Annotated in this window: 20 protein-coding genes and 1 tRNA gene; 11 read left to right on the top strand and 10 right to left on the bottom strand. The window is 36.7% G+C overall.

Annotated elements, in window-relative coordinates; all coding sequences use genetic code 11:
- Nucleotides 1-3: 3 nt before the first annotated feature.
- Entirely contained in the window at nt 4-480 is a 477-nt protein-coding gene (locus ACSVH9_RS05865) for a hypothetical protein (RefSeq protein ID WP_438062888.1), read from the bottom strand.
- Between the two features lie 47 nt (nt 481-527).
- Nucleotides 528-911, bottom strand: coding sequence for a hypothetical protein (locus ACSVH9_RS05860; protein ID WP_438062887.1), 384 nt, complete (start codon nt 909-911; stop codon nt 528-530).
- Nucleotides 912-968: 57 nt separating this feature from the next.
- On the opposite strand from ACSVH9_RS05860, the gene ACSVH9_RS05855 reads away from it, so the two are divergent.
- Nucleotides 969-1,469 carry a DUF456 domain-containing protein gene (locus ACSVH9_RS05855; protein ID WP_438062886.1) on the top strand — a complete coding sequence of 167 codons (501 nt, stop codon included), beginning with the start codon at nt 969-971 and terminating at the stop codon, nt 1,467-1,469.
- A 227-nt stretch (nt 1,470-1,696) separates the two neighbouring features.
- Here ACSVH9_RS05855 and ACSVH9_RS05850 read toward each other — a convergent pair.
- The 5 genes from ACSVH9_RS05850 to dnaE form a co-directional block, all read right to left on the bottom strand.
- Nucleotides 1,697-1,770, bottom strand: a tRNA-Asp gene (locus ACSVH9_RS05850).
- A gap of 86 nt (nt 1,771-1,856) precedes the next feature.
- The gene (locus tag ACSVH9_RS05845) at nt 1,857-2,795 is read right to left on the bottom strand and encodes a DUF58 domain-containing protein (protein WP_438062885.1); all 939 of its coding nucleotides are present in this window, start codon (nt 2,793-2,795) and stop codon (nt 1,857-1,859) included.
- A 244-nt stretch (nt 2,796-3,039) separates the two neighbouring features.
- Nucleotides 3,040-3,357, bottom strand: coding sequence for a thioredoxin (gene trxA / locus ACSVH9_RS05840; protein ID WP_024980008.1), 318 nt, complete (start codon nt 3,355-3,357; stop codon nt 3,040-3,042).
- Nucleotides 3,358-3,566: 209 nt separating this feature from the next.
- Nucleotides 3,567-4,487 (bottom strand): outer membrane beta-barrel protein, encoded by a 921-nt coding sequence (locus ACSVH9_RS05835; RefSeq protein WP_438062884.1) that lies wholly within the window; start codon nt 4,485-4,487, stop codon nt 3,567-3,569.
- 175 nt (nt 4,488-4,662) lie between these two features.
- Complete coding sequence (dnaE, locus tag ACSVH9_RS05830; RefSeq protein ID WP_438062883.1) at nt 4,663-9,207, bottom strand: DNA polymerase III subunit alpha; 4,545 nt, start codon at nt 9,205-9,207, stop codon at nt 4,663-4,665.
- A gap of 700 nt (nt 9,208-9,907) precedes the next feature.
- Here dnaE and leuC point away from each other — a divergent pair.
- The 5 genes from leuC to leuB all read left to right on the top strand — a co-directional run bounded on the left by leuC (nt 9,908) and on the right by leuB (nt 15,273).
- On the top strand, nt 9,908-11,302 hold the full coding sequence (gene leuC, locus ACSVH9_RS05825; RefSeq protein ID WP_438062882.1) for a 3-isopropylmalate dehydratase large subunit: 1,395 nt from the start codon (nt 9,908-9,910) through the stop codon (nt 11,300-11,302).
- Between the two features lie 39 nt (nt 11,303-11,341).
- Nucleotides 11,342-11,728 carry a GxxExxY protein gene (locus tag ACSVH9_RS05820; protein ID WP_024980003.1) on the top strand — a complete coding sequence of 129 codons (387 nt, stop codon included), beginning with the start codon at nt 11,342-11,344 and terminating at the stop codon, nt 11,726-11,728.
- A 185-nt stretch (nt 11,729-11,913) separates the two neighbouring features.
- Complete coding sequence (gene leuD / locus ACSVH9_RS05815) at nt 11,914-12,510, top strand: 3-isopropylmalate dehydratase small subunit (protein ID WP_438062881.1); 597 nt, start codon at nt 11,914-11,916, stop codon at nt 12,508-12,510.
- A gap of 110 nt (nt 12,511-12,620) precedes the next feature.
- Nucleotides 12,621-14,144, top strand: coding sequence for an alpha-isopropylmalate synthase regulatory domain-containing protein (locus ACSVH9_RS05810; RefSeq protein ID WP_438062880.1), 1,524 nt, complete (start codon nt 12,621-12,623; stop codon nt 14,142-14,144).
- 67 nt (nt 14,145-14,211) lie between these two features.
- Nucleotides 14,212-15,273: a 3-isopropylmalate dehydrogenase gene (gene leuB, locus ACSVH9_RS05805; protein WP_438062879.1), complete on the top strand. Its 1,062-nt coding sequence runs from the start codon at nt 14,212-14,214 to the stop codon at nt 15,271-15,273.
- A gap of 79 nt (nt 15,274-15,352) precedes the next feature.
- On the opposite strand, the gene ACSVH9_RS05800 is transcribed toward leuB, so the two are convergent.
- Both ACSVH9_RS05800 and ACSVH9_RS05795 read right to left on the bottom strand, forming a co-directional pair.
- Nucleotides 15,353-15,694: an RNA recognition motif domain-containing protein gene (locus ACSVH9_RS05800; protein ID WP_064715451.1), complete on the bottom strand. Its 342-nt coding sequence runs from the start codon at nt 15,692-15,694 to the stop codon at nt 15,353-15,355.
- A 130-nt stretch (nt 15,695-15,824) separates the two neighbouring features.
- Entirely contained in the window at nt 15,825-16,316 is a 492-nt protein-coding gene (locus ACSVH9_RS05795) for a DUF6252 family protein (protein WP_438062878.1), read from the bottom strand.
- Nucleotides 16,317-16,511: 195 nt separating this feature from the next.
- Between ACSVH9_RS05795 and ACSVH9_RS05790 the strand changes: the two genes are divergently transcribed.
- From ACSVH9_RS05790 to ACSVH9_RS05775, 4 genes are all read left to right on the top strand, one after another.
- The gene (locus ACSVH9_RS05790; RefSeq protein ID WP_064715449.1) at nt 16,512-17,066 is read left to right on the top strand and encodes a 30S ribosomal protein S16; all 555 of its coding nucleotides are present in this window, start codon (nt 16,512-16,514) and stop codon (nt 17,064-17,066) included.
- A gap of 15 nt (nt 17,067-17,081) precedes the next feature.
- Nucleotides 17,082-17,606 (top strand): ribosome maturation factor RimM, encoded by a 525-nt coding sequence (rimM, locus tag ACSVH9_RS05785; protein WP_438062877.1) that lies wholly within the window; start codon nt 17,082-17,084, stop codon nt 17,604-17,606.
- Nucleotides 17,607-17,853: 247 nt separating this feature from the next.
- Nucleotides 17,854-18,210: a four helix bundle protein gene (locus tag ACSVH9_RS05780; protein ID WP_438062876.1), complete on the top strand. Its 357-nt coding sequence runs from the start codon at nt 17,854-17,856 to the stop codon at nt 18,208-18,210.
- 138 nt (nt 18,211-18,348) lie between these two features.
- Nucleotides 18,349-19,056, top strand: a complete 708-nt coding sequence (locus ACSVH9_RS05775) for a tRNA1(Val) (adenine(37)-N6)-methyltransferase (RefSeq protein WP_438062875.1) — start codon at nt 18,349-18,351, stop codon at nt 19,054-19,056.
- Between the two features lie 66 nt (nt 19,057-19,122).
- Here the strand turns inward: ACSVH9_RS05775 and ACSVH9_RS05770 are convergent, their stop codons facing one another.
- On the bottom strand, nt 19,123-19,506 hold the full coding sequence (locus ACSVH9_RS05770; protein WP_438062874.1) for a hypothetical protein: 384 nt from the start codon (nt 19,504-19,506) through the stop codon (nt 19,123-19,125).
- Nucleotides 19,507-20,012: 506 nt separating this feature from the next.
- Here ACSVH9_RS05770 and ACSVH9_RS05765 point away from each other — a divergent pair.
- On the top strand, nt 20,013-21,191 hold the full coding sequence (locus ACSVH9_RS05765) for an acyl-CoA dehydrogenase family protein (RefSeq protein ID WP_064715446.1): 1,179 nt from the start codon (nt 20,013-20,015) through the stop codon (nt 21,189-21,191).
- Nucleotides 21,192-21,257 lie beyond the last annotated feature (66 nt).

Genomic DNA, 21,257 nt, shown 5'->3' with positions numbered 1-21,257 from the left:
TATTTATTCTACTTTTAATATTACCGGCAAGATAAATTGTGTCTTCACTGGAATTCCTCGTTTTATCGCGGGATTGACTTTAGGAAAACCGACCAAACGCGCGCGAAGAATACTATCGATTTTGATGGTATCATAAGCCACCGAATCTTTGGGGAATTGTGGTTCAAATTGAAGCGTTGCATTTGGGAATACGGTGACTTTGACTTCAATGGTATCAAGCTCTGGATACAGCGCCGCCAAGGTGTCTACGCTTAATTTTTCTTGAATAAGCTGCGTCAATCGCTCAAAAAAGCACTGTTGTTGTTGCTTCTTGTCGGTCACGCTTTCACAATCTACCAAAGAAGGATATTCGTCTACTTCTTTCCAATTAATGGATTTCAATTCCTTTTGGAGCAATTCCTTTTCAGAGGGAACTTGCTTTTCAAAGTATTGGCAAGAGGCGAACACCAGTAACAAAATGTAGCAATAACTTTTACTCAAAGCAGAGTTTTTTGGGTTGGACTTATTTTGGGATAAAAATACACTTATTATTTTTTATTTGGTTTGGATTGGAGATAATCTTCGTATCGCTCCGACATCCATTTCTTCTTATTTTCTTCAGCAATTGCTTTTTTATCGGGATACAATGCTTTCAATCGGTCTGAAAACAAGGCAATTTGAACCGTATAGGTATAAAACTCCTCTTTAGACAGCAGTATATTTGGGTCTTCTTTCTTAGTGAAAAATTCAAAAAACAAAGCATCAAATTCTTTCAAGTTAAAGTTTAATACTTTAGTTTTATACTGAATTGACAACCTTTCTTTTAAAAGGTCATCTTGAGTTTTCTCGTTTTGCGATTGTCCATGACAAAGCAAAGAGAAAAAGAAGCATAAACCAAACCCTATAAAAGTTGAAAAAAGGTCTTTCTTCATAGTTATATCGTAATAAAACACTACAAATGTACTTTCAAAAGTACTAAAAATAAATTTATGGACATACTGCTTTTGGGAGTCGGATTGTTATTTGTTATTCTAGGAATTTTTGGCAGCTTTTTACCTGTATTACCTGGACCTAGTTTGAGTTTTATAGGTTTAGTTTTATTGTACTGCACCGATGCTATTCCGGTGAATTATTGGATTTTGGGCATCAGTTTAGTGATTACGCTTCTTTTAACGGTTTTAGATTATATCATTCCTGCCAAGGGAACCAAAAAATTTGGAGGCAGTTCGTATGGAATTTGGGGAACGAATATTGGTTTAATTGTTGGATTACTGGCGCCTATTCCTTTTGGATTCATTATTGGTCCTTTTGTGGGTGCTTTTATTGGCGAGATAATCTATGACAACAAAGACCACCAACGTGCGCTTAAAGCCGCCACAGGTTCTTTTATTGGCTTTCTAGCTTCTAGTTTCCTGAAATTTATTGTATGCGTGATGCATTTTGGGATTTTCGTGTGGGTAGTTTGGCAGTATAAAGCTAATTTACTATAAACTTTGAAAAATTGAGGGTCTCTGGAAGTAAAGATTTAGGAAGGTTTCTAAGAACACAAAACACCCTAAAATCAAAAAAGCCGTTCGCCGAGACGAAAAGCTTTTCATTGGTCTAACTACTAAACCGCGCTACGAGTTACAAAGTCGTAGCAAACAACACAACTAATTTTAGATACCGTATTTGGGCAAAAAAGCACTTCATCTCTGAAGTGCTTTCCCCAATATTGCGGTCTGGACGGGACTCGAACCCGCGACCCCATGCGTGACAGGCATGTATTCTAACCAACTGAACTACCAAACCTCTGCGTTATTGCGGTGGCAAAGATACAACAGATTTCTAGTTTTCCAAGCGTTTTTGAAAAAAAATTTCAATAAAAATAACGATTATTATCCAAAGTTTTGTTTTTCAATTAAATAGGCGGTTAAAATTTTTTCAAAATTTTCACCTACGCTCACCGGAATGTACTTAATCTTGTTCTGTGCACACGTCATTGCTACTTTTTCAAAGTAATCTTGCATCTTTTTCTCGTAGGATTCTTTAATAGTATCGGCAAAAACAGCAATTTCTTCTCCAGATTCCAAATCCACAAACCGTCTTGGTGCCGAATCGAAGTCAAAATTCAACTCCGTTTTATAATCCATCACATGAAACAATACCACTTTATGCTTATTATGTTTCAAATGTTGTAAGGCTGCAAATAACTTATCTTCCGAAGAACTCACCTCATCTGACTGAAACATGTCCGTAAAAAGCAATATCATCGACCTACGATGCATTTTCTCGGCAATTTGATGCAAGTAAGTAACTGTATCGGTAGTTTTCTTTGGCGTTTGATTTTCGAGCAAATTTTCAAGCGTATTCAGCAACATTCTATGATGACGTTCACTGCCTTTTTCAGGAGCATAATATTCATACGAATCCGAAAAAACACTCAAACCTACCGCATCGCGTTGCTTTTTCAAAATATTCATCAATACCGCCGAAGCCAAAACCGCGAAACCAATCTTATCTTCATAAAACAACTGCCCGCTAGTTAGTTTTGGATAATGCATCGACGACGAATTATCGATAATAATATGACAGCGCAAATTTGTCTCTTCCTCGTAGCGCTTAGTATACAACCGGTCCGTTTTGGCATACAGCTTCCAATCCATATGCTTGGTGCTTTCACCAGAATTATACACTTTATGTTCCGAAAACTCTGCCGAAAAGCCATGAAACGGACTTTTATGCATCCCCGAAATAAAGCCCTCTACGACTTGATTCGCCAGCAACTCCAAATGCTGAAACTTACTTATCTTATCTATTTGTGATTCCATCTTCATCTTCCAAATATATCAAAAATCAACGTTCAATTCTTTTTTTCGGAGCAGAAACAAAGGCTTTTTTATCACCATTGCTCCTGCTGTCCGTTATATCTGTCGCGCTGAACCCCAGCGCCACAGGATGCCACTCCCATCAGGGCTAGAGAGACACATTGTACCTTTTTGGAAGCAATACACACTTCTTTTTGGACACAAAAAAAGGCTTGACTTTCGCCAAACCTTCATTTATATCTTAATCGTTAGATTACAACAAAGCATCTAAACTATCAGCATAGGTCTGTTTTGGAGCAACACCTACTTGTTTTCCTACTACTTCTCCGTTATGAAAAACCAAAACAGTAGGAATGTTACGAACTCCGTATTTGGCAGCAAATTCTTGATTAGCATCAACATCTACTTTACCTACTACCACTTTTCCTTCGTATTCATTGCTTAATTCATCAATGATTGGTCCAACCATTCTACAAGGTCCACACCATGCTGCCCAAAAATCAACCATTACCGGTTTGTCTGATTTCAAAACTACTTCTTCAAAAGTAGCATCTGTTATTGCTAAAGCCATTTTCTATTTGTTTAAATGAACCCTCCTCGATGATTTGGGTATCGGTTGCTATTTTTTTTTAATAAGGTTCAAATTTAGGAATTAAAAATCAATCCCAAAGCATCTACAAATTAGTTTTGGCTATCATTCCATTGTTTGTGCTTATTTCCAAAAAAAAGAGCTGCTCTATCCGAGCAACTCTTTTCCTTTTAATCGTTTCCTAAGTAGGATTACAAACTGTATTTCAAGCCTAAAGTCAATCCTAAACCACTAATTCCAACATACGAACTTAATTCATTCAAAGCTTTAGCTGTATCCACTCCATTTGGATTAGTTGCAGCGTTATTTGAAGTAGTAGTTAATTTATCCACATAATTAGTATGGATTTGTGATTTTGTTCTAGTAGACAAAGCATCTGCTCCATTCACTGTAAATTCAGTAGTTTCTTTTGTTTTCCCGTGAACAGTAAAGTTACGGTATTCTAATTCAGCAAAAGCAGAGATGTTTTTACTTAATTTATAAGATGTACCAACAACTGCTGAAAAACCTAATGTAGGATTTGGTTTTACTTTATCTACACTGTGCACAGCACCAAAAATAGGAGCTCCAGTAGATGGATTAGCTCCAATTGGAGCAACTGCATCCGTAGTAATTTCTAAATCACCATGAACCGGAACAAGAACACCTACCTTAGTATAAGGCTCAAATCCTTTGTGCTCTCCCAAAAACAACACTAAAGATGGCGCTAAATCAAATGCCGTAATTTGACCTACAGATTTAAAATTGTAAACACTACCAGTTGGAATAAATGGCACATCAGAGATGGTCTGAGCCATAGTTTTATCTTTACTAGAATAATAATTTATTCCCATTTCAAAACCTAAACGTGCATTAAATCTGTACCCAGCAGTAATACCTGTTCTAAAACCTTCACCAAAAGACCCAGTTACACTTTCTTCTGAAACTAATTTCCCTCCTTGGTACACTTTGCGTAAAGCATCTTTACCTCCAACTGTTGGGAATTCAGTAGCAGCAGTTTGCATAAAATAAGACCCGCCTACTTTAAAATACCAGCTCTCGCTTTTTTCGGTTTGCGCCATCATAGCAGTAGCCATCAATACGAAACCAAATAAAAATAAATTCTTTTTCATAATAGTAATTTTGTTTAACGCTACAAACTTATAATAATTTAAGTCATTTCAAAGGACGCCATAGTCGCCTAATTCTCGAAAACGTTTTCTCATTACAGTAATTAAGAATATATTTTTGAATTCGTTTTTTTTATGTTAAATTAAGAAGAATACACATTTTTTTTAACTCATAAAATTAATTCAGTTTGAAGTTGATTTGCATCTTTTCTAACTCAAACAACAGCTCATTCGAAATTTTTATTTTTACTTTTCGGCTTGGCATGGACAGCTTGGTCACGACTTTGATTTCTTCTATTTCCTCTACTTTGGTCGCAGTACTTGCTACAGGATTCTCACTATTTTCCACCTCCTCGGTCTCACTATTATCTACAAAATCTGCATCGTCAATTTCGTCAATAGCAGTTGTTCTTTCTACCATTCGTCGCACTCGTTCCAACTCCATTACTTCAAAAGTTACGGTATGCTCTCCTTTATTCTGTAAAAACAACTGATTGAGCTTATAAATGAATTCCGGCTCAATGTCTGTAACGTTCAACAACAAAACCAACTTTTTAGCATACGCCTCCAGTACATCTTGCAATTGTTTCACCTCAACAAACTGAATTCTAGGCTCGGCTCGTTTACCCGTTTCTTGATTGACCCAGCCTTCTTTAACCAATATTTTGATGTAGGTGAAATTGTTCTGAATGAAGAAATGACGAAACTTCAGATATTCTTCTCCAAAAATTCGAAATTCAAAATTTTCATCATAGCCTTCGAGCGTAAACATCCCCCATCCTTTTCCGTTTTTCGCTACTCTATGTTGTACGTTATTGATAATTCCACCAAACGTCAAGTTTTTTCCAACATGTTGCTCTAAATTCTTGAGCGCTTCTAACCTAACATTACAGAAGTATTTCATCTCAAATTTATAATCATCCAATGGATGACCAGAAATATAGATACCAACTACCTCTTTCTCTTTTGCTAATTTCTCCATCGTGCTCCAATCTTCGCATGGCGGCACAACTGGTTCAGCAATTTGCACTTCGCTGGTTTCCCCAAACAAACTCACTTGGGAGGAATTTTCGTTTTCTTGGTATTTGGCCCCATAACGCATGGCTTTTTCATAAAAAGTAATACCATCGCCATCATCATGAAAATATTGCGCTCGCGTAGTACCTTCAAACGAATCGAATCCTCCTGCCAAAGCCAAGTTTTCGATTGCCTTTTTATTGGCCGCTCGCAAATCGATGCGTTTGGCCAAATCAAAAATAGATTTGTATTTGCCGTCTTTTCTGTTTTCTACAATCGTAGCTACAGCACCAGAACCTACTCCTTTGATGGCTCCCATTCCAAAACGAACGGCATAATCTTCATTTACAGTAAATTTATAGAAAGACTCATTAACATCAGGACCCAAAACTTGCAATCCCATACGCTTACATTCTTCCATAAAAAACGACACTTGTTTGATATCATTCATGTTATTTGAAAGTACCGCAGCCATATATTCTGCAGGGTAATGCGCTTTCAAATAAGCCGTTTGGTAGGCAATCCAAGCATAACAAGTGGAGTGCGATTTATTAAATGCATAACTCGCAAAAGCTTCCCAGTCTTTCCAAATCTTCTCCAAAACCGTTGCATCATGACCTTTGGCCGCCGCTTGCTCCACAAACTTCGGCTTCATTTTGTCCAATACGTCTTTTTGCTTTTTACCCATTGCTTTACGCAAAACGTCGGCCTCACCTTTGGTAAAACCAGCCAACGATTGAGACAAAAGCATTACCTGCTCTTGGTATACGGTAATTCCATAGGTTTCAGACAAATATTCCGCACAAGCCTCTAAATCGTATTTGATTTCTTCTTCGCCATTTTTTCTTCGAACGAAAGACGGAATATACTCTAACGGCCCCGGACGATACAAGGCATTCATCGCAATCAAATCTCCAAAAACAGTCGGCTTCAAGTCCTTCATATACTTTTGCATACCAGGTGACTCGTATTGGAATATCCCTACTGTTTCACCTCTTTGAAAGAGCTCATAAGTTTTAACATCATCAATAGGAAAAGTATCGGGGTCGAGCTGAATTCCTGTTCGGTATTTGACCAACTTAACCGTGTCTTTTATCAACGTAAGGGTCTTTAACCCCAAGAAGTCCATTTTCAACAATCCTGCACTTTCAGCCACCGAGTTGTCGAACTGGGTAACATACAAATCTGAATCTTTGGCGGTAGTTACCGGAACATAATTGGTAATATCTGAAGGCGTAATAATCACCCCACAAGCGTGAATCCCGGTATTCCGCATCGAGCCTTCCAATATCTTGGCTTGCTGAATGGTTTCCCCAGCTAAATCTCCGCCATTGGCAATCGCAATCAATTCTTTTACAGCATCGAACTCGTCTGAACGCAATGCTTTTTTTACATCTTCTTCTTTTTCAGAAATAAAACGCGCCAAATTCCATTTTGACGGCATCATCCCCGGAATTAACTTCGCAATTCTATCGGCCTCAAACAAAGGCAAATCCAGCACACGAGCCGTATCACGAATAGCCGACTTCGTAGCCATCTTACCATAAGTAATGATTTGCGCTACTTGATTGGCACCATATTTATTGATTACATAATCCATTACACGACCACGACCCTCGTCATCAAAATCGATATCAATATCGGGCATCGACACACGGTCCGGATTCAGGAAACGCTCAAAAAGCAAATCGTATTTAATAGGGTCAATATTGGTAATTCCCAAACAATACGCTACCGCCGAACCCGCTGCCGAACCACGCCCAGGTCCCACAGAAACATCCATTTTCCTGGCTTCGGCAATAAAATCTTGTACAATCAAGAAATAACCAGGATAACCCGAATTGGAAATGGTTAGTAATTCAAAATCCAATCGTTCTTGAATCGACTCCGTGATTTCACCATAACGTCGCTTTGCTCCTTCCATCGTAAGGTGTCGCAAATAGGCATTTTCACCACGAACTCCGCCATCAACTTCATCTTCTGGCACAACAAATTCTTGTGGAATGTCGTATTTAGGCAACAATACGTCACGGTACAAGGAGTAAATTTCAACTTTATCTACAATTTCTTGAATGTTGATAATCGCATCAGGCAAATCGGCAAAGAGTTTTTTCATCTCCTCTCCCGACTTATAATAATATTCCTGATTTGGCAAGCCATAACGATAGCCTCGTCCTCTACCAATAGGCGTGGCTTGTTTTTCGCCATCTTTTACACACAACAAAATATCGTGCGCATTAGCATCTTCTTTATTTAAATAATAGGTATTGTTCGTGGCAATGAGTTTAACCTTGTGTTTCTGAGAAAATTCAATGAGTGTTTTATTTACCCTATTTTCATCTTCTTGATTGTGGCGCATGATTTCGAGATACAAGTCGTCTCCAAATTGTGCTTTCCACCAAAGTAAAGCTTCCTCTGCCTGGTTCTCTCCTACGTTCAGAATTTTACTTGGAATTTCACCGTATAAATTCCCAGACAAAACCATTATATCTTCTTTGTACTGTTCGACTATAGCTCTATCAATTCTAGGCACATAATAAAAACCAGCCGTGTAAGCTATAGAAGCCATTTTGGCCAGATTGTGATAGCCTTTTTTATTCTTTGCCAATAAAACTACTTGATAACCATTGTCTTTCTTGGTCTTATCCAAATGATTATCACAGATATTAAACTCACAACCAACAATAGGTTTTATCTCGGTTTCAGTGGGTTCTTCTCCACTTTCTACCAATGCTTTGTTTTTTGCCGATGCAGATTTGTTGTGATTCATAACGGCGCTCACAAAATGGAAAGCACCCATCATATTACCCGTATCCGTCATCGCAACCGCTGGGAAATTATTTTTGGCTGTAGCCGACACCAAACCACCAATCGCAATGGTGGATTGCAAGACCGAAAACTGTGTATGATTATGCAAATGAGCAAAAGCTGCTGCCGAAAAATCTTTCTTTTCTGTTTCGGTTAAAATTGGTGCATCAGTAACAACACCCGAGGCTTTAAGTTGCTCCCGAATCGCATCAGAAGCCTTCTTAAGATTAATGTGTTTTAATCCAATTAGCGGAAAAGGGTCTGGATTTTTACTTTGGAATTCCTTGAAGTAAATAGGCTCTACTTCCAACTCCTCTTTGGTAAAAACTTCTTTTCTAATTAATTCCAGAAAACATCTTGTGGTTGCCTCAACGTCGGCGGTAGCGTTGTGTGCTTCCGCGAAAGGTTGGTCAAACAAATACTGATGCAACTCGGTAAGCGTTGGCAATTTGAATTTTCCTCCTCTACCTCCAGGTAATTTCAGCAAGGAAGCAGTTACTTCTGTACAAGTATCTAGAATCGGCATTTCACCCATAGGCGAAGCAACACCCAAACGATAGAACTCACAGCCCATAATATTGACATCAAAACCTACATTTTGACCTACAATAAATTTGGCTTTGCCCAAAGCAATATTGAACTTCTCCAATACTTCCGCCAACGGAATTCCCTCTGCTTGCGCCAATTCGGTAGAAATACCGTGAATTCGCTCCGCATCATAAGGAATATTGAACCCCTCTGGCTGCACCAAATAATCTTGATGCTCCACCAAATTCCCCATATCATCGTGCAACTGCCAAGCGATTTGTATACATCTTGGCCAGTTATCTGTATCAGATAAAGGTGCGCCCCAACGCTTGGGTAATCCAGTAGTTTCGGTATCGAATATTAAGTACATAAGTTAAAATAACAAAGATTAAAATTCCAAAATCCAATTTTGAAACTCCTTAAAACATTGGTTTTATGGAGTATAAAAAACAGTACAATACAAATTGGCGGAAGTTCAAATTTAGGTTTTTTTTAAAGAAACTAGAGGCAATTTGCTTTTTTATTCCAACTATAACTGACAGTAAAGATTATAACGCCATAGCCAAAGAAATTCATCCCCTTTTCATTAAAAAAACGCTAAATCTCATTTTTGGATGTCGTAGTTTTCAACTAAAAAAAAAGTGTTTTAAAGAACTTATTCCATCGATTTTAAACCTTGATATTGCATTAATTAGGAGAGATAAAAACAGCACATTGTTGACTATTTTTAATCAAAAAACGAGATTTAGATAGAAAAAACGCAGTGAAATCATTGAAAAAACGATTTGTTTTAAAAATAACACAACAAAAGTCCTATATCTAAAAAGGATTTTTATTTTAAAAAAAGGAACTCAATTTTTTCTGAACACTAGCAAAACCATCCAAACTTTTCCCTTAAAAAAGAAAGTTTTAAATTCTAATCTTCCTTAGAAAAAGAATTTGGGTATCGTATATAATGAAATTTCAAAATTGACACTTTTTATTCGTTTGCTACATTTGCCTTCCAAGTTATACTTTTTGGGTAGCAACCCAACAAAAAAGACCAATACACTTAAAAAAAATAGTTAACAATGAGTACTACATTATTCGACAAAGTATGGGATTCGCACGTGGTGCGTAAAATTGAGGATGGACCAGATGTGTTTTTTATTGACCGTCATTTCATTCACGAAGTGACTAGTCCTGTTGCTTTTTTAGGTTTAAAAGCTAGAGGCGTTAAGGTGTTATATCCAGAACGCACTTTTGCCACTGCCGATCACAACACCCCAACAATAAACCAACATTTACCAGTAGAAGACCCTCTATCTGCTAATCAATTGAAAGCATTAGAAGATAACGCTACAGAATATGGTATTTCCCACTGGGGCTTAGGGCACCAAAAAAATGGAATTGTTCACGTGGTAGGACCTGAAAACGGAATTACTTTACCAGGTGCTACTATTGTTTGTGGTGACTCACATACATCAACTCACGGTGCATTTGGAGCCATTGCTTTTGGTATCGGAACTTCGGAGGTAGAAATGGTACTTTCTACACAATGCATTATGCAACCGAAACCTAAAAAAATGCGTATCAACGTAAATGGAAAATTGAGCAAAGGTGTAGGACCAAAAGACGTGGCTTTGTACATCATTTCAAAACTAACAACTTCTGGAGGAACAGGCTACTTTGTTGAATATGCTGGAAATGTTTTTGAAGAAATGTCAATGGAAGGCCGAATGACCGTTTGTAATTTAAGTATCGAAATGGGTGCTCGTGGAGGTATGATTGCTCCAGACCAAACTACTTTTGATTTTCTTGAAGGCAGACTGTATGCTCCAAAAGGAGAAGCTTGGACGAAAGCAGTTGAATACTGGAAAACATTGAAAACGGATGCTGATGCAGTTTTCGATGCGGAATTAACTATTGATGCCGCTGATATCGAACCAATGATTACCTACGGAACCAATCCTGGAATGGGAATTGGAATTTCTGCATATATTCCAAGCGCAGACCAAGTAGAAGGTGGTGAGGAAACCTACAAAAAATCTTTGGCATATATGGGCTTCAATGAAGCTGATACTATGATTGGCAAAACAATCGATTATGTTTTCTTAGGAAGCTGTACCAACGGTCGTATTGAAGATTTTAGAGCTTTTACAGAAATCGTTAAAGGCCGCAAAAAAGCAGATAATGTTACGGCTTGGTTAGTACCTGGTTCACATGTTGTTGAAGCACAAATCAAAGAAGAAGGACTTTTAGATATTTTAACCGAAGCAGGTTTTGTATTGCGTCAGCCAGGCTGTTCGGCTTGTTTGGCTATGAACGACGATAAAGTTCCAGCTGGAAAATATGCCGTAAGTACTTCTAACAGAAACTTTGAAGGCCGTCAGGGTCCTGGATCAAGAACAATGTTAGCCTCTCCAATAATGGCCGCTGCTGCTGCTGTGACAGGAAAACTGACTGATCCAAGGGAATTGATGTAGTATTTTTTCACTGCAAAGACACTAAGGCGCAAAGAAAATATGGATATAAATAAATATGAAGAATTAGCTAAACAAATATTTATAGCTAGTCTTGAGGTTCACAAAATTATGGGGCCAGGTTTATTGGAATCGGTTTATGAAATGTGTCTTTTAAAAGAATTGCAGTTGAGAAAAATTTCAGCAGAAAGTCAAGTCGGTATTCCTTTACAATTTAAAGGTTTTGATTTATCAAAAGAATTTAGAATTGATATTTTAGTTGAAAACGAAATCATAATAGAATTAAAATCTGTAGATACACTATTACCAGTACATCAAGCACAAATAATATCATATCTAAAGTTAGCCGATAAAAGGATGGGATTTCTAATTAATTTTAACGTCCCGATCATCAAAAACGGCTTCAAAAGATTTGTAAATAACTATTAAAAAAAAATACCGCAATGAAGGAAAGTCGCAAAAAATAGAATCCACAAACTATCCTTGCACCTTTGCTTCCTTGCTTTAACAAATAAATATTATAGCATTGCGCCTTTGGGTCCTTGCGGTAAAAAAACAAATAAATAATTAATATAGCATCGTGCCTTTGCGCCTTTGCGGTTAAATTTAATACTATGGCATACGATAAATTTACCATCCTTACCAGTAGTGCAGTGCCACTACCGATAGAAAACGTAGACACAGATCAAATCATACCAGCTCGTTTCTTGAAAGCTACAAAACGTGAAGGATTTGGCGACAATCTTTTCCGTGACTGGAGATATAATGGAGACGATACCCCAAAAGCCGATTTCGTTTTAAACGATGCTACTTATTCTGGAAAAATCTTAATTGGAGGGAAAAACTTCGGTTCTGGGTCTTCAAGAGAGCACGCTGCTTGGGCAGTTTATGATTACGGATTTAGAGCCGTAGTTTCAAGTTTCTTCGCAGACATTTTCAAAGGAAACTGTTTAAATATCGGGGTTTTACCAGTGCAAGTAAGTTCAGAATTTGCTGATACTATTTTTAAAGCAATAGAAGCAAATCCAAAAACTGAACTAGAAATCAATTTACCTGAACAAACCATTACTTTATTGGCTACTGGTCAAAAAGAATCTTTTGACATCAACGGATACAAAAAGAACAACATGATTAATGGTTTTGATGACATCGATTATCTAATCAATATCAAAGAAGAAATAGTTGATTTTGCGAGTAAACAATTGATATAGAAACTTAAGTTACTTACAACCCAATAGTGCTGTCCTATATCGTTTCTAAAATGATATAGGATTCGCTTTAAATAAAAAAAAGGATACTTTAATCCGAAAATAATTCCCCAATGGAACAGAAAAAGATTGAAATAATGGACACTACTTTACGCGACGGAGAACAAACTTCAGGCGTATCGTTTTCGGCTGCAGAAAAACTAACCATTGCTCAATTATTATTAGAAGAATTACACATTGACCGCATCGAAATTGCTTCGGCACGTGTAAGTGAAGGAGAATTTCAAGGGGTAAAAGGCATTATGGACTGGGCGATTACCAAGGGATATACTGACAGAATAGAAGTTTTATCATTTGTTGATGGAGGAATTTCTATTGAATGGATGAAAAAAGCCGGAGCCAAAGTTCAAAATCTTTTAACGAAAGGTTCTTTGAACCACTTAACCCACCAATTAAAAAAAACACCTGAACAACATTTTGCAGAAATTGCACAAGCAATCGAACTCGCAAATCAAAACGGAATTGCCACCAATGTCTATCTCGAAGATTGGAGCAACGGCATGCGCAATTCTCCTGATTATGTATTTCAATATTTGGATTTCATAACACAACAACCCGTTAAAAGAATTTTATTACCAGATACATTAGGTGTTTTAATTCCTTCGGATACTTTTGAATTCATTTCTAAAATAACACAAAAATACCCTAACGTTCACTTTGATTTTCATGCACACAATGATTACGACCTTAGTGTAGCCAATGTTATGGAAGCCATAAAAGCAGGAATCAGCGGTTTACACGTAACTGTAAATGGAATGGGAGAACGCGCCGGAAACGCTCCTTTGGAGAGTACCGTTGCCGTTATCAATGATTTTTTACCTCAAGTAAAAATCAATATCAAAGAAACTTCTCTATACTCAGTTAGCAAACTTGTAGAAACTTTTACTGGATATAGAATTCCGGCGAACAAACCCATAGTTGGAGATAATGTTTTTACTCAAACCGCTGGTATTCATGCTGATGGAGACAACAAAAACAACCTGTATTTCAACGACTTATTACCCGAGCGTTTTGGAAGAAAACGAAAATATGCGCTTGGAAAAACATCAGGCAAAGCCAATATTGAAAAAAACCTTCAAGAGCTAGGGCTACAACTTAATGCAGAGGATTTAAAACTCGTTACGCAACGCATCATCGAATTGGGTGACAAAAAAGAAACAGTAACCAAAGAAGATTTGCCTTATATCATTTCTGATGTTTTGGACAGTCAGTCGTATCAAGAACGTGTGGTGGTCCAATCCTATGTTTTGGTTCACGCCAAAGGAATGCGCCCTTCAACTACACTTTGTCTTAAAATTGATGGAGAAATAATCGAAGAAAACGCACAAGGCGATGGGCAATTTGATGCTTTTATGAATGCCCTGAACAAAATTTACAAAAGCAAAAAAATGACTTTACCTAAGCTCGTTGATTACGCCGTAAGAATCCCTCCAGGAAGTAGCTCCGATGCTTTGTGTGAAACGGTTATCACCTGGACAGCAAACGGAAAAGAATTCAAAACACGAGGATTAGACTCTGACCAAACTGTGGCAGCAATTGTCGCTACACAAAAAATGCTTAATGTTGTAACCGTATAAATTTCAAAAATATAACCCCAAATCTCACCATTTGGATTCATTACATAACTATCACAATTTCCAAAACATGAAATTAAATATTGCCCTTTTAGCCGGAGACGGCATCGGACCAGAAGTCATCAACGAAGCCGTAAAAGTATCTGATGCTATTGCGAAAAAATTCAATCACGACATCACTTGGACACCAGCCTTAACAGGTGCTTGTGCCATTGATGCTGTTGGTGTACCTTACCCAGACGAAACACACGAAATATGCATGAAAGCCGATGCGGTTTTGTTTGGTGCCATCGGACATCCAAAATACGATAACGACCCAAGCGCACCCGTTCGCCCTGAACAAGGTTTGCTTTTAATGCGCAAAAAACTAGGTTTATTCGCCAATGTACGTCCAACTTTCACCTTCCCATCTTTAATTGACAATTCACCTTTAAAAAAAGAACGTATCGAAGGAACAGATTTGGTTTTCTTGAGAGAACTAACTGGTGGAATTTATTTTGGTGAAAAAGGAAGAAGAGATGATGGCGAAACTGCTTTTGACAATTGTGTGTACACCAGAGCCGAAGTACAACGTTTGGCCAAAAAAGGTTTTGAATTAGCGATGACGCGTTCTAAGAAATTATGTTGTGTAGACAAAGCCAATGTACTAGAAACTTCTCGTCTTTGGAGAGAAACGGTTCAAGCTATGGCCAAAGACTATCCAGAAGTAGAAGTGAGTTATGAATTTGTAGATGCTGTTGCTATGCGTTTGGTGCAATGGCCTAACTCTTATGATGTATTGATTACCGAAAATTTATTTGGAGACATTTTAACCGATGAAGCTTCTGTAATTTCAGGTTCAATGGGATTAATGCCTTCAGCTTCTGTTGGAGAACACACCTCATTATACGAACCCATTCACGGGTCGTATCCACAAGCAACTGGACTAAACATTGCAAATCCATTGGCTACTATTTTATCTGCCGCAATGATGTTTGAAGATGCCTTTGGATTAAAAGAAGAAGCGCAAGCCATAAGAACCGTAGTCAACAAATCACTAGAAGAAGGCGTTGTCACCGAAGACTTAGCTGCAAAAGGAAGTAAAGCCTATAAAACTAGCGAAGTGGGTGATTGGTTAGTGGCCAATTTATAAATCGCTTTTAATAAAAAGTAAATAACAAAAAAGGGAACAATTTTTCAATTGTTCCCTTTTTTTATACTAGAAAAAAATATTAATATCTTCCTCCTCTGTCACCACCACCGCGGTTGTTTCCGTAACCTCCGCGTGAATCACCACCACGGTTGTTGTTGAAACTTCTTCTTTCGCCTTCTGGTTTTGGCTCAGATTTGTTTACAACAATTGCACGTCCTTGAACGGTAGCCCCGTTTAATTCGTCAATTGCTTTTTGAGCTTCCGCGTCGTTTGGCATCTCTACGAAACCAAAACCTTTACTTCTACCAGTAAATTTATCCGTTATAATTTTAACTGAATCTACTGCTCCGTAAGCTTCGAAAGACTCTCTTAAATCTGCTTCCTCAATACTGAATGGAAGACTTCCAACAAAAATGTTCATATGTACTTATTTATAATAAAGCAACAAATGTAGTCTTATTTTATTCTAATCTACTACATATTAGAATATTTATACAATAATTGTGAAAAAACAACAATGGCTACAATAAAGTAACACGCTCAAAATTAAGCTATTTAATCAAAGTTGTGGATTCTTTGCTCACTGGCACTTTGTAAAAAACACCTTGCGAAAAATAAAATTCTTTAACTTCTTGCGTTCCTGTTACAGGAGTAGTGATTGCAAAAGTAAAAGTTCCAGTAATTGTTTTATTTACTTCATCGTATTCTGAAACAATGACCTTCCCTTTTCCCATTCCATTTTTTGAGGTGAGTGAAATCTCGGGCGATGACTCTCTAGAAGTATACGTAACATAATCTACAGCACTATTGTCCAATAAATACGTTTTTTCTTGAACAGAAGAAAGATGTAAAGTTAAATTTTCCTTCAATGTTACAGCTTCAATTGCAATTGTACCATCATTAGATACAACCGCTTTGCTTTGTAAAGCACGCCAAAAAACATTGTCCTTCAAACCTTGAACAGAAGGATTATTGAAAACCACATCGTCTGAGCAAGAACTCATAACTAAAGCTAAAGCAACAAAAAAAAGTATTTTTTTCATTCTATTAATTAATGAATTTGATTCGGTACAAATCTATAGTTTTTTTATTTCAAACAATAAAAAAAGACATATGTAGTCGTTATTAAAAATCTAAATATGAATATTATAGCCCACTATAGTTTTTTTAAATAAAAAATGTATCTTTGCACCCTTAATTAATCGAGGTCGAGTACCTCAAAATTTAATCACAAGATTATGTCAGTAAAAATTAGATTACAAAGACACGGTAAAAAACAAAAACCTTTTTACTGGGTTGTAGCAGCAGATGCTCGCTCAAAAAGAGATGGTAAATACTTAGAGAAAATCGGTACTTACAATCCAAACACTAACCCAGCAACTATCGAATTAAATTTGGATAGTGCAGTGAAATGGTTGCACAATGGTGCTCAACCAACTGATACTGCTAAAGCAATTCTTTCTTACAAAGGTGCTTTATTGAAACACCACCTTGATGGAGGTGTTCGCAAAGGAGCTTTGACTCAAGAGCAAGCAGATGCTAAATTGGCAGCTTGGTTAGAGGAAAAAGCAAACAAAGTTGTTGCTAAAAAAGAAGGTTTGACTAAAGCTCAAGCTGCTGATAAAGCAAAAGCTTTGAAAGCAGAACAAGAAGTTAACGCAAAACGTTTAGCTGCACAAGCTGAAGCTGAAGCTGCTGCTATTGCTGCTGCAACTCCTGCTGAAGAAGTTGCTGAAGTTGAAGCTGAAGAAGCTCCAGCTGCAGAAGAGAATAACGAAACAACTGAAGCATAATTTTACAAGGCGACAATGCGTAAAGAAGATTGTTTCTATTTAGGCAAAATAGCCAAAAAATTTAGTTTCAAAGGGGAAGTCCTAGCTTATTTAGACACGGATGAACCTGAGTTATACGAAAACTTGGAATCAGTGTTTGTTGACCACAACAAACACTTGGTTCCTTTTTTTATTGAAAGTAGTTCACTGCACAAAAACGACTTTCTACGCATCCGTTTTGAGGACATTACTACCGAAGAACAAGCTGATGCACTCATTGGAAGTGACCTTTATCTTCCTTTAAAAATGCTTCCAAAACTAAGCGGAAACAAATTCTATTTTCACGAAGTAATTGGTTTTGAAGTAGAAGACAAACGTTTAGGATACGTTGGAGAAATTCAATCTATCAACGACACTACAGCACAACCTTTATTCGAAGTACTTAAGGGCGAGGCCGAAATCTTAATCCCAATGATTGACCATTTCTTGGTAAAAGTAGACCGCGAAAACAAAAAAATCATCATGGATTTACCTGAGGGATTGATTGAGATGTACCTTTAGTTAAAATTCCAAATAAAGAAATACCAAATTCCAAATAAAGGGGAATCACAAAAGAATATTCCAAAAAAGAAATTCCAAATTATAACCTAAAAGGAAATTCCAATACTGAAATTCTAAATTCCAATTTTGGAATGGAAATTCAAATATTTTAATCTAAATTTAAAATTCAAAATCAACAAGAAGAATCGATCTCCTTGTTAGAGTATTAAAATTTGGAATTTATTTATTTTTGGAATTTGATGTAATTATGAATAAACCTTATGATTTAGAAGAAAGAACTTTTTTATTCGCTAAAGAGTGTAGATTTTATGTTCAAAAACTACATAAAACTACTTCAAATATTGAAGATAGCAAGCAATTAGTAAGATCCTCTGAGTCAATTGGAGCTAATTACATAGAAGCAAATGAGAAGCTTGGTGACAAAGACTTAGTTTTTCGTTTAAAAATCGCAAGAAAAGAAGCTAAAGAATCAATATATTGGATTCGCTTATTACACGAGCTAAATCCAGAACATAAAGAAACATCAGAATCACTTCTATATGAAATTGAGGAATTAAGAAAAATATTATCTGCTATTATAACAAAAATAAATTCCAATATTTAAATACCAAATTCCAACAAAAAGAATTGTGCCCTCAAGTTTGGAATTTGGAATTTATCTCAAAAAGTATTGGAATTTGGAATTTGGAATTTGGAATTTGGAATTTGGAATTTGGAATTTAAAAAATTGGAATTTTAATTTATGTTTACATTTAAACAATTCGTTGTTGAACAAGACCGTTGCGCCATGAAAATTGGCACTGATGGTGTTTTATTGGGCGCTTGGGCTCCAATATACAATCATCCTTTCAGCATTTTAGATATTGGTACTGGAACTGGCATCATCGCTTTGATGTTAGCACAAAGAAGCGCAGCACAGCAAATTGACGCTTTAGAAATTGACGAAGCTGCTTACGAGCAAGCAACCGATAATTTCGAAAATTCACCTTGGAACGATAGATTGTTCTGTTTTCATGCCGGTTTGGACGAATTTATTGAAGAGCCCGAAGACGAATATGATTTGATTGTTTCCAACCCACCTTTCTATTCTGAAGATTACAAAACTGAAAATCAATCACGCGACTTGGCCCGATTTCAAGACGCTATGCCCTTTGAACAATTACTCGAAGCTGCAGATTTACTGCTTTCTGAACACGGGATTTTTGCAGTCATTATTCCCTTCAAAGAAGAAGAAAATTTTATTGCTTTGGCCAACGAATTCGAATTATATCCTTTAAGAATTACTCGAGCAAAAGGAACACCTACTACAGAAATCAAACGTAGCTTACTGGCTTTTAGCCGAAATGAAACTACTGATTTACCAATTGACGAATTGGTTATCGAAACCGCAAGACACGTCTATACTCAAGAATATATTGAATTAACTAAGGATTTTTATTTGAAGATGTAAAAAGCAATTTCTATTTTTTTACAAATAAAAATTGCTTTCCATAAACAGTTTATCAAAGTTTCGAAACTACTTAGCTATGCAAAATGTACCTCCATCAACATCTCCTTCGGGAAAGTTTTTACAATAAAGAGTCCTTTTGAGAGTAAAGCAATCGCCATCAATACTCACAATGTCATTTACTATTCTATCACCTACTTCTATTTGACTTTCAGCAATTTTCTTCGTGCAAATTACTTCATATTGGCAATCTGTTATCCATTTTACACTCCATTCCATCTTTAATACTCCATTATCAAAACTCTCTTGCTTTGTGCCGTTAATTACAAAAATCTTTTTAGGATAATCAGGATCTACTGCCTTAACATTTTTTAACTTACTACAATCAAGAGATTGAGAATACCCAATTACGCCTAGCAAAAAGAATATGGCCAATGTTAGTTGTTTTTTCATATTTTGTAATTTTGATTTATGTGAGAGAATTGTTTATTTGATTCATAGTTACTTCACAATATTAAAAAATTGTATTGTACTATACAACTCTTTAATCTTTACTTTTAAATTAAAAACTTTAGCACAGAACAAAAAAAATATACTACTAAAAAAAGCGCCATTGCAATATCGAGAGTCAGTCATAAAAAAAATTCAAAATTCTAAAATTCAGACACCTACAAAAGGACTGTTTTAATAAAAATCTACAAAAAATATTTCGTCAAGCAAACTATCGATTGTCTCTTGAGCAATAGAGCATTTGTCGCATTTTGAGTTGAACAAAGCGTTTCGTCATTTTATAAACCTTGAACTCTAACATTGTCGCTATTTTAATTCAAAATTAAACCGTAACTTTATTTTGCTTACTAAAAGCGATACTAATAAAAATGAATGTAAAAATTATAACATTTTTAAGTAGTTTTGTTATATTTCTTTATGTAGATTTGTTGCCATAAAATTTTCGAACCATGAAACCAGACTTATTTCAATCTCCTGATTACTATAATCTTGACGATTTATTAACCGAAGAACACAAGTTAGTGCGTGACGCCGCAAGAGCTTGGGTAAAAAGAGAAGTATCTCCAATTATAGAAGACTATGCCCAAAAGGCTGAATTTCCAAAACAAATCATCAAAGGTTTGGGAGAAATTGGCGGTTTTGGCCCCTACATTCCTGTTGAATATGGTGGTGCCGGATTGGATCAAATATCTTACGGATTGATCATGCAAGAAATTGAACGTGGTGATTCTGGCGTGCGTTCTACTTCATCTGTACAATCTTCTTTGGTAATGTATCCTATTTGGAAATACGGTAACGAAGAACAACGTATGAAGTACCTACCCAAACTAGCTACCGGAGAATTCATGGGCTGTTTTGGATTGACGGAACCTGACCACGGCTCTAACCCAGGTGGAATGACCACCAACTTTAAAGACAAAGGCGATCACTATTTATTAAATGGTGCGAAAATGTGGATTTCTAACGCTCCTTTTGCTGATATTGCTGTAGTTTGGGCAAAGAATGAAGAAGGACGAATTCACGGTTTAATCGTAGAACGCGGTATGGAAGGATTTACCACTCCTGAAACTCACAACAAATGGTCTTTGAGAGCTTCGGCTACGGGAGAATTGATTTTTGATAATGTAAAAGTTCCAAAAGAAAACCTTTTACCAAACAAATCAGGATTAGGCGCACCGCTGGGTTGTCTAGATTCTGCTCGTTATGGAATTGCTTGGGGCGCTATTGGAGCCGCTATGGATTGTTACGATACTGCTTTGCGTTATGCCAAAGAGCGTATTCAATTTGACAAACCTATCGCAGGAACCCAATTACAACAAAAAAAATTGGCCGAAATGATTACTGAAATCACAAAAGCGCAATTGCTTACATGGAGATTAGGCGTCTTGAGAAATGAAGGCAGAGCGACTTCTGCTCAAATCTCAATGGCCAAAAGAAATAATGTCGACATGGCAATTCATATTGCTCGTGAAGCAAGACAAATGCTAGGCGGAATGGGAATCACAGGCGAATATTCTATCATGCGCCATATGATGAACTTAGAATCGGTAATTACGTATGAAGGCACCCACGATATTCATTTATTAATTACGGGAATGGATATCACAGGAATTGCAGCTTTTAAATAAGATAAACAAGTATTAAAGTATTGATAAAATCAATTATAGAAGCTTCTTGGTAACAGGAAGCTTTTT

Source organism: Flavobacterium sp. RSSB_23, from assembly GCF_051547145.1.
Lineage (GTDB): Bacteria > Bacteroidota > Bacteroidia > Flavobacteriales > Flavobacteriaceae > Flavobacterium.
This window is presented reverse-complemented; position numbering and strand designations above follow the sequence as displayed.

Bases quoted from the DNA above. Each gene is read 5' to 3' on its own strand.
- ACSVH9_RS05790 (WP_064715449.1), top strand. From the start codon at position 16,512: ATGTCAGTAAAAATTAGATTACAAAGACACGGTAAAAAACAAAAACCT.
- trxA (WP_024980008.1), bottom strand. From the start codon at position 3,357: ATGGCTTTAGCAATAACAGATGCTACTTTTGAAGAAGTAGTTTTGAAA.
- ACSVH9_RS05820 (WP_024980003.1), top strand. From the start codon at position 11,342: ATGGATATAAATAAATATGAAGAATTAGCTAAACAAATATTTATAGCT.
- ACSVH9_RS05800 (WP_064715451.1), bottom strand. From the start codon at position 15,694: ATGAACATTTTTGTTGGAAGTCTTCCATTCAGTATTGAGGAAGCAGAT.
- ACSVH9_RS05780 (WP_438062876.1), top strand. From the start codon at position 17,854: ATGAATAAACCTTATGATTTAGAAGAAAGAACTTTTTTATTCGCTAAA.
- ACSVH9_RS05835 (WP_438062884.1), bottom strand. From the start codon at position 4,487: ATGAAAAAGAATTTATTTTTATTTGGTTTCGTATTGATGGCTACTGCT.
- leuB (WP_438062879.1), top strand. From the start codon at position 14,212: ATGAAATTAAATATTGCCCTTTTAGCCGGAGACGGCATCGGACCAGAA.
- ACSVH9_RS05810 (WP_438062880.1), top strand. From the start codon at position 12,621: ATGGAACAGAAAAAGATTGAAATAATGGACACTACTTTACGCGACGGA.
- dnaE (WP_438062883.1), bottom strand. From the start codon at position 9,207: ATGTACTTAATATTCGATACCGAAACTACTGGATTACCCAAGCGTTGG.
- ACSVH9_RS05765 (WP_064715446.1), top strand. From the start codon at position 20,013: ATGAAACCAGACTTATTTCAATCTCCTGATTACTATAATCTTGACGAT.
- ACSVH9_RS05795 (WP_438062878.1), bottom strand. From the start codon at position 16,316: ATGAAAAAAATACTTTTTTTTGTTGCTTTAGCTTTAGTTATGAGTTCT.
- rimM (WP_438062877.1), top strand. From the start codon at position 17,082: ATGCGTAAAGAAGATTGTTTCTATTTAGGCAAAATAGCCAAAAAATTT.
- ACSVH9_RS05845 (WP_438062885.1), bottom strand. From the start codon at position 2,795: ATGAAGATGGAATCACAAATAGATAAGATAAGTAAGTTTCAGCATTTG.
- ACSVH9_RS05770 (WP_438062874.1), bottom strand. From the start codon at position 19,506: ATGAAAAAACAACTAACATTGGCCATATTCTTTTTGCTAGGCGTAATT.
- leuD (WP_438062881.1), top strand. From the start codon at position 11,914: ATGGCATACGATAAATTTACCATCCTTACCAGTAGTGCAGTGCCACTA.
- ACSVH9_RS05860 (WP_438062887.1), bottom strand. From the start codon at position 911: ATGAAGAAAGACCTTTTTTCAACTTTTATAGGGTTTGGTTTATGCTTC.
- ACSVH9_RS05855 (WP_438062886.1), top strand. From the start codon at position 969: ATGGACATACTGCTTTTGGGAGTCGGATTGTTATTTGTTATTCTAGGA.
- ACSVH9_RS05775 (WP_438062875.1), top strand. From the start codon at position 18,349: ATGTTTACATTTAAACAATTCGTTGTTGAACAAGACCGTTGCGCCATG.
- leuC (WP_438062882.1), top strand. From the start codon at position 9,908: ATGAGTACTACATTATTCGACAAAGTATGGGATTCGCACGTGGTGCGT.